Source organism: Methanobrevibacter sp. AbM4, assembly GCF_000404165.1.
Lineage (GTDB): Archaea > Methanobacteriota > Methanobacteria > Methanobacteriales > Methanobacteriaceae > Methanarmilla > Methanarmilla boviskoreani.
Genome location: NC_021355.1, coordinates 56,231 through 73,078 on the forward strand (window position 1 = coordinate 56,231; position 16,848 = coordinate 73,078).

General features: G+C 31.7%; 14 protein-coding genes. 6 read left to right on the forward strand and 8 right to left on the reverse strand.

Translation table 11 applies throughout. The features are described 5' to 3' along the window. Positions 1 to 167: 167 nt before the first annotated feature. Positions 168 to 410: a barstar family protein gene (locus ABM4_RS00240; protein ID WP_016357675.1), complete on the reverse strand. Its 243-nt coding sequence runs from the start codon at positions 408 to 410 to the stop codon at positions 168 to 170. Between the two features lie 139 nt (positions 411 to 549). Beyond that, on the reverse strand, positions 550 to 1,008 hold the full coding sequence (locus tag ABM4_RS00245) for a ribonuclease domain-containing protein (RefSeq protein ID WP_016357676.1): 459 nt from the start codon (positions 1,006 to 1,008) through the stop codon (positions 550 to 552). Between the two features lie 163 nt (positions 1,009 to 1,171). Between ABM4_RS00245 and ilvD the strand changes: the two genes are divergently transcribed. The 3 genes from ilvD (at position 1,172) to argS (ending at position 5,269) form a co-directional block, all read left to right on the forward strand. Beyond that, on the forward strand, positions 1,172 to 2,827 hold the full coding sequence (gene ilvD / locus ABM4_RS00250) for a dihydroxy-acid dehydratase (protein ID WP_016357677.1): 1,656 nt from the start codon (positions 1,172 to 1,174) through the stop codon (positions 2,825 to 2,827). A 190-nt stretch (positions 2,828 to 3,017) separates the two neighbouring features. Further along, positions 3,018 to 3,440, forward strand: a complete 423-nt coding sequence (locus tag ABM4_RS00255; RefSeq protein WP_016357678.1) for a signal peptidase I — start codon at positions 3,018 to 3,020, stop codon at positions 3,438 to 3,440. A gap of 104 nt (positions 3,441 to 3,544) precedes the next feature. Continuing rightward, complete coding sequence (gene argS / locus ABM4_RS00260) at positions 3,545 to 5,269, forward strand: arginine--tRNA ligase (RefSeq protein WP_016357679.1); 1,725 nt, start codon at positions 3,545 to 3,547, stop codon at positions 5,267 to 5,269. 447 nt (positions 5,270 to 5,716) lie between these two features. Here argS and ABM4_RS00265 read toward each other — a convergent pair whose 3' ends face one another. From ABM4_RS00265 to argF, 4 genes are all read right to left on the reverse strand, one after another. Beyond that, positions 5,717 to 6,190 carry a MarR family winged helix-turn-helix transcriptional regulator gene (locus ABM4_RS00265; protein ID WP_016357680.1) on the reverse strand — a complete coding sequence of 158 codons (474 nt, stop codon included), beginning with the start codon at positions 6,188 to 6,190 and terminating at the stop codon, positions 5,717 to 5,719. A 51-nt stretch (positions 6,191 to 6,241) separates the two neighbouring features. Beyond that, on the reverse strand, positions 6,242 to 7,639 hold the full coding sequence (locus ABM4_RS00270; protein ID WP_016357681.1) for an MATE family efflux transporter: 1,398 nt from the start codon (positions 7,637 to 7,639) through the stop codon (positions 6,242 to 6,244). A gap of 430 nt (positions 7,640 to 8,069) precedes the next feature. Then, positions 8,070 to 8,465, reverse strand: coding sequence for a hypothetical protein (locus tag ABM4_RS00275; RefSeq protein ID WP_016357682.1), 396 nt, complete (start codon positions 8,463 to 8,465; stop codon positions 8,070 to 8,072). Between the two features lie 377 nt (positions 8,466 to 8,842). Further along, entirely contained in the window at positions 8,843 to 9,751 is a 909-nt protein-coding gene (gene argF, locus ABM4_RS00280) for an ornithine carbamoyltransferase (protein ID WP_016357683.1), read from the reverse strand. Positions 9,752 to 10,084: 333 nt separating this feature from the next. Between argF and ABM4_RS00285 the strand changes: the two genes are divergently transcribed. Next, the gene (locus tag ABM4_RS00285; RefSeq protein ID WP_016357684.1) at positions 10,085 to 10,651 is read left to right on the forward strand and encodes a hypothetical protein; all 567 of its coding nucleotides are present in this window, start codon (positions 10,085 to 10,087) and stop codon (positions 10,649 to 10,651) included. A 142-nt stretch (positions 10,652 to 10,793) separates the two neighbouring features. Here ABM4_RS00285 and purD read toward each other — a convergent pair whose 3' ends face one another. Next, positions 10,794 to 12,107: a phosphoribosylamine--glycine ligase gene (gene purD / locus ABM4_RS00290; RefSeq protein WP_016357685.1), complete on the reverse strand. Its 1,314-nt coding sequence runs from the start codon at positions 12,105 to 12,107 to the stop codon at positions 10,794 to 10,796. A gap of 290 nt (positions 12,108 to 12,397) precedes the next feature. Between purD and ABM4_RS00295 the strand changes: the two genes are divergently transcribed. Continuing rightward, the gene (locus ABM4_RS00295) at positions 12,398 to 14,098 is read left to right on the forward strand and encodes an acetolactate synthase large subunit (RefSeq protein ID WP_016357686.1); all 1,701 of its coding nucleotides are present in this window, start codon (positions 12,398 to 12,400) and stop codon (positions 14,096 to 14,098) included. A gap of 15 nt (positions 14,099 to 14,113) precedes the next feature. Continuing rightward, positions 14,114 to 14,599 carry an acetolactate synthase small subunit gene (ilvN, locus tag ABM4_RS00300; RefSeq protein WP_016357687.1) on the forward strand — a complete coding sequence of 162 codons (486 nt, stop codon included), beginning with the start codon at positions 14,114 to 14,116 and terminating at the stop codon, positions 14,597 to 14,599. Between the two features lie 807 nt (positions 14,600 to 15,406). Here ilvN and ABM4_RS00305 read toward each other — a convergent pair. Beyond that, complete coding sequence (locus ABM4_RS00305; RefSeq protein WP_016357688.1) at positions 15,407 to 16,804, reverse strand: MATE family efflux transporter; 1,398 nt, start codon at positions 16,802 to 16,804, stop codon at positions 15,407 to 15,409. Positions 16,805 to 16,848 lie beyond the last annotated feature (44 nt).

A 16,848-nucleotide genomic window follows, 5' to 3' on the forward strand; every position in this document is an offset into this window, starting at 1 on the left:
AGATTCTTAATATTGCCTTATTTATTAATACTGGTCCCTTAATCCTTTTTTAGATTTTTTATTAATAAATAATTAAATTATAAGTTATAACTTATAAGCATTTTTTTTAAATTAAAGCAGTTATAACTTATAAATTATATTTAAAAAGTATTAAAAAAATAGGGCTGTTATTCCAGTTTAAGATTAACATGTGGATTTTCGTCTGATGCATCCCTAAAAGTATCTATAAGTTTTTCATCTAAGTTAGACGAATCATTGATTGTAATTAATGTTTCAATTCCTATTTCTGTTAAACAATCATATAACGCATCTAGATTCTCTCCATAATAGTCTGGAAAATCAAACTTCTCTTTAAGATATTTATGATAATCTGATTTTAGTCTTTTTCCATCTAAATATATGTTTTTCATTTAAATCAACCGATTCTCCTTTAATATACTTAATTTACTATATTTTTCAGTATTATGATTGTAATCCACTTCTTTAATTTAGTCTATTTTTAGTATTGAAGATTATAATTAACTATCTTAATTTAACTGTTAATCTAAACTAATTTAGTTTTGTAAATGTTTTGTAGTGATTAGATGTGTAATAGATATCATAATCTGTGGTGGAATATACTATACGTTTGGAGCCTCTTGAATCTGTTCCATTTGTATCAATGTCACACTCAATATAGTTTTCCCCACTTGGTAGAACCTCCTGACGGTTGGTAAACCTGTCTCCACCTATACTTTTTCCAGGTGCATATTCCTCAACAGATCCGCCCTTCCATCCTAGTTTTCTTGCATCGCTTTTTGTAATGTAATTTGACGGCAGCTTATGGAATTTCTCAATATATAAAGCAACATCATCCCTACTATTATATTGGCCATTTTCTGATATTGTGGAATTATCACTTATCTGATTTTGATTGAAGGTGTTGTTTGCCTGGAAATAACCGTATAGTCCAAGGGCCATTAAAACAATGATTATAAAGATAAACAAAACCTTGATTTTCCTATCCATTCCAATCTCCTTTTTTAAATATTATTTAATATTATATAATATTTTTTTAATAAAACTATTTTTAAACTTATTAGTTGAACCTTATTTAATCAATTTTTTATAAAATGAATTATAGATATAAAATCACTATTTATTTTAATTATATTATTATTTAAGTGATCATATGAAAAGTGATAATATTAAGAAAGGTCCACAAAGAGCACCACACAGGTCTCTTTTAAGAGCTTGTGGACTTAAAGATGAAGATTTTAATAAACCATTTATTGGTATTGCAAACAGTTATGTAGAAATTGTTCCGGGTCATATACACCTTAGGGAATTAGTCGAATATGTGAAAAAAGGTATCCGTGACGCTGGAGGAATTCCTTTTGAATTTAACACAATGGCAATCTGTGATGGTATTGCAATGAACCATGAAGGTATGAAATATTCCCTTCCTTCAAGGGAAATAGTTGTAAGTACCGTAGAGAGTATGGCAAAGGGTCATAGTTTAGACGGTCTTGTATTAATGCCATCATGTGATAAGGTTGTTCCAGGTATGTTAATGGCTGCCGGTAGGGTGGATGTTCCTTCCATTGTTGTAACTGGAGGACCAATGGAACCAGGTCATTTTAAAGGTAAAAACGCAGATTTAATCACTGTTTATGAGGCATGTGGTGAATTATCTGCAGGAAAAATCACAGAAAAGGATTTAGATGAACTTGAACACTGTGCTTGTCCAGGGGCAGGTAGTTGTTCCGGTTTATTTACAGCAAACACAATGGCTTGTATTACAGAAACATTAGGTATGTCCCTTCCACACTGCGCTACCGCACTTGCATTATCCGAGGATAAGAAAAAAATAGCATATGAATCAGGTAAACGTATTGTGGAAATGATCAAAGAGGATTTAAAACCTTCTGACATCATGACACAGGACGCATTTGAAAATGCGATTGCAATGGATATGGCACTTGGTGGATCAAGTAACACCGCACTTCACATTCCAGCTATTGCTGCAGAACTTGAGGATAAAGGTGTGTCTGTAAACATCGATTTATTTGATGAAATCAGTAATGAAATTCCTCATATCACGTTATTATCCCCTGCAGGTCAAAGTACTATGAAGGATTTACATGAGGCTGGGGGTATACCTGCAGTGTTAAAATCACTTCAATCTAAATTAAATACCGATTGTTTAACCTGTAGCGGTAAGACCATTGCTGAGATAATTGACGAGGCAGAAATTAAGGATTCAGATTTAATCCGTCCATTAGATAATCCTATTCACAAGGAAGGTGGACTTGCAATATTGAAAGGTAATCTTGCACCAAACGGTTCAATCGTTAAAAGGGGTGCAGTACCTGATGATCTATTACATCTTAAAGGACCTGCAAAAATCTATGAATCAGAAGAGGATGCTGTTGAAGCTATCTTTGGTCATGAAATCAAAGAGGGGGATATCCTTGTTATCCGCTGTGAAGGACCAAAAGGTGGACCAGGTATGAGAGAGATGTTAAACCCAACATCTGCTATTATGGGTATGGGTATTAAGAATGTAGGTCTCATCACCGATGGAAGATTCTCAGGTGGTACCAGAGGTCCATGTATAGGACATGTCTCTCCTGAGGCTATGAGCGGAGGTCCAATAGGACTTATTAAAGATGGGGATATCATCGAAATCGATATTCTAAACAAAAAACTTAATGTGGAATTAAGTGATGAGGAATTAGAGGAAAGGAGAAAAACTGTAAAACTTCCTGAAAAACCAGTATCTGGTTGGTTGGATATTTACAGAAGATCTGTCTCATCTGCAGATGAAGGAGCTATTTTAAGATAGCCTCCTTAATCTATCTTTTAATCTTTAACTATTCTTTTTTAAGAATTTATCAAAATCTATTTTTTTAATCAAAATAACATTTTTATATAATAGAATTTATAAACTTAAATTATAATATAAATAATTGTAATTTTTATAATTTATATAAAATTATTTTAAATTTTTTTTATTAAATTCATAAGGTGTTTCTTTGACTAACTATAAAGAAATAATTCTATACATCGTAATTATTGTTGTTGTCTTAATTGCAGGACAGCATTTAAATGTTGTAGTCTCTGGAAGTATGGAACCTGTGTTCTATAGGGGAGATATTGTAGTTGTTGAGAAGGCAGACATGTTCGGTATAAGCGAATTCAATCCAAACGATGTTAAAGTAGGAGATATTGTTGTTTATGATGCAACCTGGTATAACAGTCCAGTTGTACATAGAATAATCAATATAACTAATATTAATGGAACCACCTATTATGAGATTAAAGGTGATCATAACACTGCTCCAGATCCTTATCTGGCTACAGCTGATCAAATTAAAGAGAGGGTTGTTACAGTTAATGGTCAACCATTAATTATTCCTAAATTAGGATATGTTACTATAGCTTTAAAAGGATATTAATCCTTTTATAACTCTTACTTATTTTTATATGAATTTTATTATGACAAGCCTTGAATTATAAATCTTTAATTTTTATAAGGCTAGAATTATTTTTAGGTGAACCAATGTACGATGAATTAGAACAACTTGCTATTAATGCGTTATATGATGCTACCTGCAAATTGGATGCGGAAGTATCAAAAGATAAAATCATGTTAGAATTTCCACCAAATCATGAAATGGGGGATATTGCTTCTACAGTTACATTTCAATTAGCTCCAATTTTAAAGAAATCACCTGCTATGATTGCAGAGGATATTGTTGGTGTAATTGAAAAACCTGAATTATTCACTAAGATAGAAGCTAAAGGACCATATGTAAACTTCTTTATTGATTACGATAAGTATTCTAAAGGATTACTTGACTCAATAGATGAGAACTATGGCCAACTTCCTAAAATAGATCAAAAGATTGTATTGGAACATACATCAGCTAATCCAAATGGACCTTTACATATTGGACACATCAGAAATTCTATTATAGGGGATTCTTTAACAAGATTACTTAGAACCTCTGGAAGGGAAGTCGAGACCCAATACTATGTAAATGATATGGGAAGACAGCTTGCCATGGTTGTATATGGTATTAGGGAACTAGGTTTAAAAATAGAAGATCAAGGTGAGGACAAGATAGACCACAATATTGGTCTTGTATACCTTAAAGTAAATCAGGCATTTAAAGAGGATCCATCACTTGAAGATGGTGTAACCAATTTGATTAAAGAATATGAGAAAGGAGACAATGAGGAGTTAAACAAACTCTTTGAGGATACAATCAATAAATGTCTTGACGGTGTTAAAGAAACCTTGAAACGTATGCATGTAAAACATGATAAGTTTGTATGGGAAGGTACCTTTGTACGTAATGGTGATGTGGACCGCTATGTTGACGAGATGGTGGAAATCGGATATGCACGTATGGAAGATGTTTTAAGGTTGAAACTCGCTGATTTTGGTATTAAGAATAATCTTGTATTAAGAAGGGCAGACGGTACTTCCTTATATTCCACAAGGGATATTGCATATCACATGTATAAATGTGACCAGGGAGATATTGTTTTAGATATCTTAGGAGCAGATCATAAATTGGCATTCCGTCAGGTTAAGGCTGCACTTGAGATATTGGAAAAGATTGAACCTAACAGTGATAAGGTGGAAGTATTATTCTATGAATTCATTACATTGCCGGAAGGTTCAATGTCCTCACGTACAGGTAACTTCATATCTGTAGATGAACTTATAGATGAGGCAGTATCAAGGGCTAAGGACGAGATCATCTCAAGACGTCATGACTTATCTGAAGAGGAAATAGACGAGATTGCAGAAGAGATTGGTATCGGTGCAATCAGATTCTATATCGCAAGATTATCCCCTGAAAAACACATCAAATTCAAATGGGATGAGGCTTTAAACTTTGAGAGAGGTTGTGCATCTATACAATATGCTCACGCACGTGCTTCCAAATTACTTGAGAAGGCTAAAAATCAGGGCATTGATTTAGATAGTATTGAGTGTGAAGATAACTGGTCTCCAAATGAATTTGAATCCAATCTTATCAGAACATTATCCAAATATCCTAAACTCATTGGAGAATCTGCAGAGCTTAGAAGAATTCATCCGATTGCAAATTACTGTCAAGAATTAGCTAGTGACTTTAACAGATTCTACAAAGAAAATCAAGTAATCGGTTCTGACTTTGAAGGTGCTAGATTAGTTTTAGTTGAAAAGGCTAAAATCACCTTAAAGAATGCATTGGATATTCTTGGAGTAACTGCACCTAATAGGATGTAGTCTTATCTTCTTTTTTATTTTTATTTTTTATTTGGCTATTTTTCTTTATTTTAGTAATTCTATTCTGTTTTAGCTATTTTTGTTGGTTCTAGTAGGTTGATTTTTTTTATTTTGTAGCTATTTTCAGATTATAACTTATAAGTTATAACTTTATTTAATATAATAATTATCATTAATCTAGATTAAAATCCTGTTTTTAATAAAAAAAGCTTTTATATGCTGTAAATATTAATTATCTAGATAAATATTAGTTGTTTAATTAGTCTAAGCTATCATATTAAAATACTATTTTTTATTTAAGTTATAACTTATAACTTACAACTTATATTTTTAATTAAATTTCAATAACTGTCAAATAAAAAAATGATTCTGATAGTTTTAGTTTATTAATTAAATTAATGTTATAAAAATTGAAATTGCTGTATAAAATAGTTGAAAGATGAATATTTACTCAAATCTTTTAAGAATCTCTGTGGAATTTTCTTCAACTTTAAGTAATTCTTTTTTAAATATGAGTCTTTCATCTTCACTTAAGTGATTTAATATCTCATCTTCCCATCTATTGTCTACATCAAATACTTTACTTGCAAAATCCCTTCCCTCATCCGTGATGGTGATGATTTTTTCTCGTCTATTTTTGGGATTCTCCTTTCTTTCTATAAGATCTTTATCCTCAAGTTTTTTCACGGCCCTTGCAACAGTACCTTCACTTACACTAAATTCATCTGCTAGGTCTTTCTGTGTTACGTGATCTCTTCGATATAAATTAATTAAAAATGGAAATTCCCCGGAATTAATCTCGGTTTCCTTTAAGAGATTGGAAAGATACATGTTATGGGAACGAAATATTATAGATAAGATTTTAGGAAGGGGATATTCCATTATATCCCTATCACTAAACTCTTTTTTGACGGTTTTCATGTTTCACCTTAATTGATAGATTTTTTATTCTAACTGTTTATCCTGTTTATTCTATTTGGAATCATTTGGTTTCTGTTTGAATATTCCAAGTTTGTATAGTCTTTTAATATAATATCTACAGTAGATATATGCAAATATTGAACCTAGAATATCTCCTATAACAATACCCCAGTATACACCAGTAGCTCCTGCATAAAGCATGAATGCTGCTATTGCAGCAAATATCACATCTAATATTAATGATCTGTTGGCTGTTAGTATGAGGGATTGGGTTCCCTTTCCAAGTGCCTGTAACACTGAACTTGCTGATATACCAAAACATACAGGCAGGATGTATAGACACATAATCTTTAAGAATTGTGATATGAGTGGTGATAGTTCTGCACTTGATGAGGAATATGAAAACATATATGCTAATTGATCTGAGAATATAAAGAATATTACCGCAACAATTAAAGCGGTTATAAATCCGATTTTCACACTGTAATTAAGTGTTGTTTTTAATTTGTTGTAATCCCTTTCACCATATGCAACTCCTGCTACTGTAATTGCAGAGGTTCCAATACCTATTGCAGGCATTATTCCAATTTGTACAAGCCTCCAGCCTGCAGTATATACAGCTACTGATACGGTTCCTCCAACCATCGCAAGGATTGCATTTAGGATGATTGCGGTAATTGACATGATTAGCTGTTCAATACTAGCCGGTATACCTACAAGAAGAATGTCCTTATACATACTTGTATCTTGTCTGAAATATTTTCTCTCAATTGATATGTAGGTATCCTTCTTAATCATCACCCAATAGACAAGTATAATTAAACCTACAAGTCCACTTAAAACAGTCGCTATAGCTGCTCCAGCTACACCAAGTCCAAGCACATAGATGAATATCGGATCTAGAATCATGTTTAATATTGCTGTAACCGCAAGTGGTATGGTTGCCCTTTTCACATCTCCCTCGGATCTTAATATGCTTCCGAACAATGCCGGTAAGGTTAATGTAAATGTACCGATTATTATGATAGTTCCATAACTCATACCATAACTTAATACATCCTTTCCACCCATTGCAATTAAGATAGGCTTTAAGAATACAAGTAACACGACTGTAAGGAGTATTGTGGTTATAAATCCAATTATTAATGAGTGACATCCTGCATTATTTGCTTCATAATGTTGTTTCTCTCCTATTTTCCTTGATATTAGGGAGTTTGCCCCTGCACCTATTCCGTTTCCTATACCTACTAATATTAAGAAAAGAGGTGTTACAAATCCCAGTGCTGCAAGGGGATCTGATCCAAGACCTGCTACCCACACACTATCAATAATGTTGTTAGCACTCATAAGTAGCATACTAATAATCATAGGCCATGATAACTTTAGCAATGCCTTTTTTGGATCTCCCCGAATCATTCTAACTGTTTCAGTATCCATATCTTCTGCCATTTTATCTTCCTTTATAATAATTAAATAGTGATTATAAAAATTAATTCTTTTATTGTCAATAGTTTAATATTCAACACTTGCATATGCAAGTATTATTTATATACTTTTTTCTAGTATATAAAGCTTGGCTATTTTCAAAAATTTTCTAAAGTTTGAAATTAATCTTTAAATAATTGATTTAAATTCAGACATATTTTAATCTTTTAATTCTTTAAAAGAAGGTTTATATTTCATTTAATAATATAATTAGATTTTAATATAAATAAATTTAAGTTCTCTTAGAGATTTATATCTGATTTAATTAGATTTTAGTATAAATAGGCTTAATTTATCTTAAATAGATTTATTTTAGATTTAATTAGATTTCGATATAAAAGAGATTATATTAATTTAAAAATAAAAAAATAAGATTAAGATTAGGTTGCAGTCTTTAAGCGAAACCATAAGACACTACATTACCATCGGAGTCTGCAGTTCTATAATATCCGTCATCATAATGGACTTTATGATACCCATTACCTATGTCTTCACTATATGTTTCATGTTCTTTAGGATTCCAACCGTCCCTTCCAGTATCATTCTCCTTAAGTCTGTGTGAACCGCTATCACTAACTGATGAATCTGAACTTGATTGGCTGTTGCTGCTTTCATCATCATCTGTTAGATTTGTAGTGTTATCGGTACTGTTATTTGTAAGATTGACTGTGTTATTTACTATATCCTGGTTATTGTCATTACTAGATAAAACAAAATAAGCTGCAAGGGAAAGGATGGCAATACAAACAATCACAATCACTGCAATTAATATTATATCTTTATTCTCCATATTTCGCCCCCATAAGTTTTTTAAGATACATTATTGTCTATATCTATTAAGTTATTAAGCATTTTCTAAATTTATAACATACAAATTAAGAAAAGTTTTTTGATATATGTCTGTAATAGATTATAACTTATAACATATAACTTATAATTTATAACTTATAATAGTAGTTTATAAGTAAATAATAAATTTCTGATTATAACTTATAACTTATAAGCTATTTTTTATAAAAAATCAATATTATCCTGAATTATATCTAATAGTTTAGGATTAAAATTAATCAGAATTATTAGATTTCTAAAATAAAGCATAAAAATTAAATATAGAAAAAATAAGCTAGGAATATAAAAAATAGTAATAATTAACTCATATGAGTTAATTTAATCCTTTAAATAATGATACATTATAGCTTTCTGAGCATGTAATCTGTTTTCAGCCTGATCATATATAACAGATTGAGGACCATCAATAACTTCACTTGTTACCTCTTTACCTCTTATTGCAGGTAAACAATGCATAAATATGGCATCGTCTTTTGCTAATTTCATGGTTTCCTCATTTACCTGATATTTTGCAAAGTCATTATTTCTTTTTTCTGCCTCTTCCTCTTCACCCATACTTACCCAGACATCAGTGTATACAGCATCAGCATCTTTTAAGGCAAGTTCTAAATCAGGTGTAATGGTTATTGTAGAACCAGTTTTTTTAGCTATTTCTAAACCTTTTTCTGTAATCTTCTTATCTGGTTCATATCCTTTAGGGCAAGCTATTGCAAAGTCCATTCCTAAATAAGCACAAATTAGTAAAAGTGAGTTTGATACATTATTTCCATCACCGACAAAGGTCAATTTTCTATTTAAATCTCCCTTGTGTTCTTTAATGGTTAATATATCTGCAAATGCTTGGCATGGATGTTCAACATCAGTCAATCCATTGATGACAGGAATGTCTGCTTCCTCTGCCAATTCAACAACATCTGCATGATTAGTAGCCCTTATCATTATTCCATCAACATATCTACTTAAAACCTTGGCGGTATCTTTAATAGGTTCTCCTCTACCAAGTTGAATATCATTTGTGGATAAAAATAGTGCAGTTCCACCTAATTCATACATTCCCACTTCAAAGGATACTCTTGTACGTGTTGATGATTTCTGAAAGATCATAGCTAATTTTTTGTCTTTTAATGGCTCTTCATCATCAAATTTACCATCTTTAAAATAACTAGCTAAATTAATGATATTTTCTATATTATCTTCCAAATCAGTAATTGATAAAAGACTATTCATTTAATTTCTCCAATAAATTAATAAAATTAAAATTATATATTTGTTTTTTCTATTTATAAATACTTTCTAAAATATTGAAAATTTAATGTATTTACATATATCTAGATATGATATTATAATATATTCTAAATTGTTATTAATTAGTATTTTCAATTTATCTAAAAGATTTTCAATTTTTTTTACAGTAATACTTATTTAATAGAATTGTTATTTGATTTAATAGGTTTTAGTATTATTTTCAAATTTGTATGGAAATTATTAGATTATTGGATATGATTTTTAGATTAATTTTCAAATATCATGAAAACAAATAGAATAATAGGTTGAATTTATATGGAAACTAGTGCAGATGAAATGAAGGAAAATATTAAGAAGATTTATAAACGTTTGGATCAGGTATCCCCTGTTGATTTTGACTGTGGAAAATTATGTGGGGAGGTATGTTGCGTTTATGATGCAGAGGATTATCACAATGAGGATTTGGCATTATATCTATTGCCTGGTGAGGAATTGATGTATGAGGATAGTGATAGTTTCGAGTTGTATTACGTTGATTCATCTGAGATTAGATATCCCCACTCATGGAAGGGTCGAATATATCTTGTAAGATGCACCAATCCGCCAAAATGCGATCGTAGCATTAGACCGATTCAATGTAGGACATTTCCATTAATACCTCATTTAAACAAGAAAGGTGAACTCCATCTAATCTTTGATGAAAGTGAATTTCCCTATAAATGTCCAATCATACATGACCATATAAAGCTGAATGATGACTTTATAAAGGTGACCTATGAGACATGGTCTGTTCTAATAAAAAATCCGCTGGTTTTTGATTTGGTGGACATGGATTCTAGAATAAGGGATAATAGAAAAGTGGACTATGAAATTGTAATATGATTAATCTTAAAAATATTAAAGATTAAAAATAGAAAAAAAGTACTTTATTTATTATTTAATTGACTAATCTGTATTGGACCAATTTTTAGGATTAAAAGAATAAGATTTTAGATTAATTAATCTTAATCTTATTAATCTTATCTTATAAACCTTTAATTTCATTCATGTGGTTTACACGTTTCTGTACAAGTTCCTCTGTTCCAACATCACTTCTATGATAGACAGGACCCTTTACAAATTCACATGCTTTTTCTGCAATCTTTTCAGCTTCGCTAATGGATTCACCTTGAGCCACAATACCGAGAGCCCTTGAACCTGTAAGTTTTACTCCATCGTCATCTTCACTTACTGATGCATAGAAGACTTTTGCACCTAAATCCTCAATTTCCTTCTCGTCAACCTCTATCTTTTCGCCGGCATACTCTGTATCTGGATATCCCTCAGGTACAATATATTTACAGACACTTGCAAGATTATTGAACTCGACTTTATCCAGGTTTCCATCTGCAATTGCCTTACATACATCAACCATTTTGGTTTTCATGAGAGGAAGTACATTCATTGCTTCAGGATCCCCGAACCTTGCATTAAACTCAATCAAGCGTGGTCCGTCTGAGGATAACATGAACTGACCATACAATATTCCCTTGTAAGGTTTAGCCTCCTTGGCTATTGCATCAACAACCTCCTGCATGATTTTTACAGAAGCGTCATAATCTTCCTGTGATAAAAATGGTAGTAATCCTCCCTTATCGGAATATGAACCCATACCTCCTGTAATCGCACCTTGGTCTCCCTCAAATGCATGTGGATGGTCCTGTGCTGCTGGCATTGGAGCTAGGTGTTGTCCGTCACAGAAAGCCTGAATTGTATATTCCTCTCCAATCACTCTTTCTTCAATAATTACCTGTGCAAATCCGCCCATTACATTATCGATAACTTCTGACGCATATTCCTTAGCTTCATTGTTGTCCTTTAGGTGGTCACCTACAATTTTAACTCCTTTACCACCTGTTAGTCCTACAGGTTTTACAACAACTTCCTTGTCATATGAGTCTAGAAATTCATTTAAATCCTTGGTGTTGTCAAATACCTTGTAGGTTAATGATCCTGGAATATCGTATTTCTCAAAAAGATTTCTCATAAATGATTTATCAGTTTCAATTCTTGCTGCACTTTTACAAGGTCCTACACATTTAACTCCAACCTCTTCAAGTTTGTCGACAATACCTTCTCCAAGAGGTGATTCCGGTCCGATTACTGCAAGTTCAATATTGTTCTCTTTAGCATATTCCGCTACCTTATCAACCTCTCCCTCATCACCAATGGTGTATGTGGACATTCTTGAGATTCCAGGGTTTTTCTTACTAATATAGGTATATAATTCTACATCATCCTTTAAAGCATCACAAATGGCATGTTCTCTTGCACCTGCACCAACAACTAAAACTTTCATATTATTTTCTCCTTTTTTTAAGATTATTCCTTAATCAGTCTAACTTTAAAATATTGTTTTCTAATCTAAACTAAAAATATTTTATATATATTAAAGTTTATATTAATCATTAAATATATTATTATTATATTTTAAATTTTATATAATAATATTGAAAAAATATTCTTTTTCAATCATTGATATTTACATTTATAATTTAAAGTTAAGTCTACCATTATGTATGGGATTTTTTAAAGACTTTAATTTAACAGTTGGTAGATATTCATTTTATACAATTAAAAGGTGATTTAATGAATGGTGGAGAGGCTATTTTAAAAGCCCTTAAGGAACAGGGAGTAGACACTATATTCGGATATCCGGGAGGAACAGTTATTCCTCTTTATGACTCAATTTATGATGATGACATTAGACACATATTAGTTCGTCATGAACAATGTGCGGCTCATGCAGCTGAAGGTTATGCAAGGGCTTCTGGTAAGGTTGGTGTATGTTTAGCAACTTCCGGTCCAGGTGCAACTAACCTTATTACAGGAATTGCTGATGCTTACATGGATTCAACTCCAATCGTTGCCATTACAGGCCAGGTAAATCTAAGTGCAATAGGTAATGACGCTTTCCAGGAAGCTGATATTATGGGAATTTCAATGCCTATTACAAAACATAACTATCAGATTCATGACCCTGATACAATTCCATCTATTGTAAAATCTAGTTTTGACATTGCAAGTACAGGTCGTCAGGGTCCTGTTTTAATTGATTTTCCAAAGGAAATGCAGGTTAGGGAATTAAACAAATATGAAACAACTTTAATTGAGACCCCAGGATATAATCCTACACTTAAAGGTAATATAAAACAGGTTAAAAAGGCTTGTAAAATGATTAAAAACAGTCAAAAACCTATGATTTTAGCTGGTGGAGGAGTTATTGCAGCTGGAGCAAATAAGGAATTAGAGAAATTTGCAAAAATCATCGATGCTCCTGTTGTCACTACCCTAATGGGTAAAGGTGCAGTTCCAGAGGATGAGGATTATGCCCTTGGAATGCTTGGAATGCATGGTAGATTAGTTGCAAATAAAAACATTAACAAATCAGATTTATTAATCGCAATCGGTTGCAGATTCTCTGATAGAACCACAGGTAAGATTGATGAATTCATTCCAAATGCAAAGGTTATACACATAGATGTAGATCCTGCAGAGATAGGTAAGAACATCGATGTAGATATCCCTATTGTAGGTGATGCTAAGAATGTTTTAGAGATGTTCAATAAGGAATTAAATTCCTATAAACCGAATGTTGATGCTGTTAGCTGGCTTACAGAACTAGAATCCAAAAAGGAATTACTAAAACCTAGGGATAATTATGATGATGTTCCTTTAATGCCACAGAGAGTTATAAGGGAAATATCTGAAGCATTAACTGAAGATTCCATTGTTACAACTGATGTAGGTCTTCATCAAATGTTTGCAGCTCATTACTTTAATGTAAAAAAACCTCGTAAATTCATATCATCTGGTGGTTTAGGAACTATGGGATATGGTTTCCCTGCAGCTATTGGTGCAAAGGTTGCCTGTGAGGATGATCCTGTTCTTGCAGTTGTTGGAGACGGAGGATTCATGATGGTTTCACAGGAACTTGCTACTGTACATGATTATGACCTTCCTGTAATCATTGCATTACTTGATAACCGTAAATTAGGTATGGTATATCAATGGCAAAGCTTATTATATGATGGTCGTTTATCTGAAACAGATTTAGGTACTATTCCTGACTTTGTTAAATTAGCTGAAAGTTATGGAATTAACGGTGAAAATATCACCAAACCTGGTGAAACTAAAAAAGCTGTATCAAAAGCTATTAAGGATAATGAGGCAATTCTATTAAATATTGATATCAAACCTAATGAGTTCTTGCCTATGGTTCCACCTGGTTCTGCTGTTGAGGATATTCTTGGTGAGTATGAACTTGCAAAAGATTTTGAGGATAACTAGTTGAGAGGTTTTATTATGAGTCATACAATTAGTATTTTGGTTGAACATAAACCTGGTGTTTTACAGAAAGTAACTAGCCTTTTTACAAGAAGGGGATTTAATATTGAAAGTATTACTGTAGGTTCCTCTGAGGTTGAGAATTTGGCTAGAATGGTTATTGTTGTAAACGCTGATGAGAAAGGTTTAGAACAGGTTAAAAAACAATTGAATAAATTAATAGATGTTATTAAAGTTAAGGAATTAGCACCTCAATCTTCTGTAAAAAGAGAACTTTGTTTAATCAAGGTTAAAACTAAGGATGCAAAGGCTAGAACAGAGGTTATGCAATATACCGATATTTTCAGAGGAAACATAATCGATGTTTCAGATCATAATGTTACTATTGAGGTAACTGGTCATCCAAACAAGATTGAAGCTTTAATAAAATTACTTAAAAACTATGGAATTAGAAAGATAGCTCGTACAGGTCCTACAGCATTATCCAGAGGATCTCAGACTTAATTTCAATTCTTTCTTTTTTATTTTATTATAAAATCTATTTTTTTATTTTAAGATCTATTTTTTTATTTAGTATAGTAATTGATTATTTTTAGTTATTTCTTTATTTAAAATCAGTTTTATTTCATTTATTATTGTAATTGGTTATTTTTAGCTATTCTTTTATTTAAAGTCAATTTTTAACTTATTTATTTATCTATTTCCTCTAATATCCAGTTACTTTAACAATTTTTTATTATAAGTTATAAGTTATAATCTGTTTTTTTATAAAATTTTTTTTATATTTTTGATTAAAGTCTCTGTTTTTATATAAATGGCTTTTATTAATTATGAATCTTGGTTATTTCATTGATCTTTTAGTATTTATTGATTTAAGGTAATTTTATTAAAGACAGTTTTTAATTTTTTTAATCCTTTTATTATAAGTTATAAGTTATAAATTAAATGTTATAAGTTATAATCTGTTTTTTTATAAATTTTTTCATTTTTCTTGGTTAAAATCATTGTTTTTATATAGCTGGCATTTATCAATATGAAATCTTGGTTATTTTGTTGATTTTTTCTTTTTTTATTGATTTAGGATGGTTTTATCAAGAATGGTTTTATTTTTTAGTTTTTCTATTATAAGTTATAAGTTATAACTTATAAACTATAATAATTTATATTATTTAAGTTGTTTTTAGTTAATTAAATTTAATTAGTAAGAATTAGTTTAATTTATTTTATAAACCGAGAATCTATAATTGATTTTAAGAGTAAAATAAGCTGTTAAATATCATAATTAATAAATGGATAAAAGAAAATTATCCTTTATCCTTTTACATATAGATCTGTTGAACTTCTTTTTAAACGTCTAATGAATAATTTAGCCCAGGTAAATGCAACAAATCCTCCAATGGTTGCACCTATTACAAGACCATAATAGATTCCATTGGCACCTAAACCTAGGATAAAACCACCAACATATGAGAATACCAACTCGAACAGTAGAGCCCTAAATAAGGTTAATATTAATGAGGTTATTCCTTTTCCAACACCTTGGAAAGTCATGGATGCTGCAATACCAAATGGCATACCGATTAAAAAGAAACATGTAATCTTAATTAAATCTGTAATCATTGGAGCAAGTCCCACACTTGTCTCTGTATAGGTGAATACAAATGCAATGTTTCCAGCAAAGATGTATAAAACTATACATAGTATTACACTAAACAGAAAACCTAGTTTTACGGAATAGTTAAATGCAACATCTAGTTTTTTATAGTCCCTTCCACCATATGCTGCACCAACAACAGTTAGAACCGCTGTACCAATACCTATTAAAGGTATCATTGCCATCTGTATGATTCTCATTGCGGCGGTATATCCAGCCACCGCATTACTTGTTGCAACTATTACAAGCATTCCGTTGATTGCCATAACAAGTAAGGATACAATTAATTGTTCGGCACTTGCAGGAACTGCAACAATAAGAATCTCCTTTAATATATGCCTGCTGGCTTTAAACTCGCTTTTTCCAACATTTAGATATGTGTCCTTCTTAACCCAAATCCAGTAGGCCATAATCACACATGAAATACCTGCTGATATTACACTGGCCCATGCCGCACTGGCAATACCCATGCCCATGGGGTAGATGAATATCGGATCAAGTACTATGTTCAATGCAGTAGTTGCAGCTGTCACATACATTGCCCTGTTGACGTCTCCCTCGGATCTAAGTATTGCTGTTCCAACACCTGAGAATACAAAGAAAAACATTAATCCGAATACGATATAACCGTATTGAAGTCCTAGATTAGTTGTACTTCCTGCACCCATTAAGAGTAGTACCTCTCTTAGGAATGGTAAAAGGATTACCGGAACAAGTATGGAAAGAATCACTGTCAATATAACAGTGTGTACGGCAGCATTGTCTGCCAATTTCTTATCCTTTCCACCTATTGCCCTTGCAATTAATGAGTTTGCACCTGAACCTATCCCATTTCCAACTCCAACAAGTATCATAAATAGTGGTGTAATGAATCCTATTGCAGCAAGTGCATCGGATCCAAGACCTGCCACCCATATACTGTCTGCAAGGTTATATGCCATAATAAGAAGCATGGAAACCATCATCGGCACTGCTAATTTGTTTATTGCTTTTTTGGGATCTCCTGTTATAATATCAATATTGCTGTTTTTACCCTTTTCAGTTTGATTAGCCATTTTCTCCTCCTAATTGTTTTATATAAAAATTTAGACTTAAGATG

Bases quoted from the DNA above. Each gene is read 5' to 3' on its own strand.
- ABM4_RS00265 (WP_016357680.1), bottom strand. From the start codon at position 6,190: ATGAAAACCGTCAAAAAAGAGTTTAGTGATAGGGATATAATGGAATAT.
- ABM4_RS00240 (WP_016357675.1), bottom strand. From the start codon at position 410: ATGAAAAACATATATTTAGATGGAAAAAGACTAAAATCAGATTATCAT.
- ABM4_RS00285 (WP_016357684.1), top strand. From the start codon at position 10,085: ATGGAAACTAGTGCAGATGAAATGAAGGAAAATATTAAGAAGATTTAT.
- ilvD (WP_016357677.1), top strand. From the start codon at position 1,172: ATGAAAAGTGATAATATTAAGAAAGGTCCACAAAGAGCACCACACAGG.
- ABM4_RS00275 (WP_016357682.1), bottom strand. From the start codon at position 8,465: ATGGAGAATAAAGATATAATATTAATTGCAGTGATTGTGATTGTTTGT.
- ABM4_RS00245 (WP_016357676.1), bottom strand. From the start codon at position 1,008: ATGGATAGGAAAATCAAGGTTTTGTTTATCTTTATAATCATTGTTTTA.
- purD (WP_016357685.1), bottom strand. From the start codon at position 12,107: ATGAAAGTTTTAGTTGTTGGTGCAGGTGCAAGAGAACATGCCATTTGT.
- argS (WP_016357679.1), top strand. From the start codon at position 3,545: ATGTACGATGAATTAGAACAACTTGCTATTAATGCGTTATATGATGCT.
- ABM4_RS00270 (WP_016357681.1), bottom strand. From the start codon at position 7,639: ATGGCAGAAGATATGGATACTGAAACAGTTAGAATGATTCGGGGAGAT.
- ABM4_RS00295 (WP_016357686.1), top strand. From the start codon at position 12,398: ATGAATGGTGGAGAGGCTATTTTAAAAGCCCTTAAGGAACAGGGAGTA.
- ilvN (WP_016357687.1), top strand. From the start codon at position 14,114: ATGAGTCATACAATTAGTATTTTGGTTGAACATAAACCTGGTGTTTTA.
- argF (WP_016357683.1), bottom strand. From the start codon at position 9,751: ATGAATAGTCTTTTATCAATTACTGATTTGGAAGATAATATAGAAAAT.
- ABM4_RS00305 (WP_016357688.1), bottom strand. From the start codon at position 16,804: ATGGCTAATCAAACTGAAAAGGGTAAAAACAGCAATATTGATATTATA.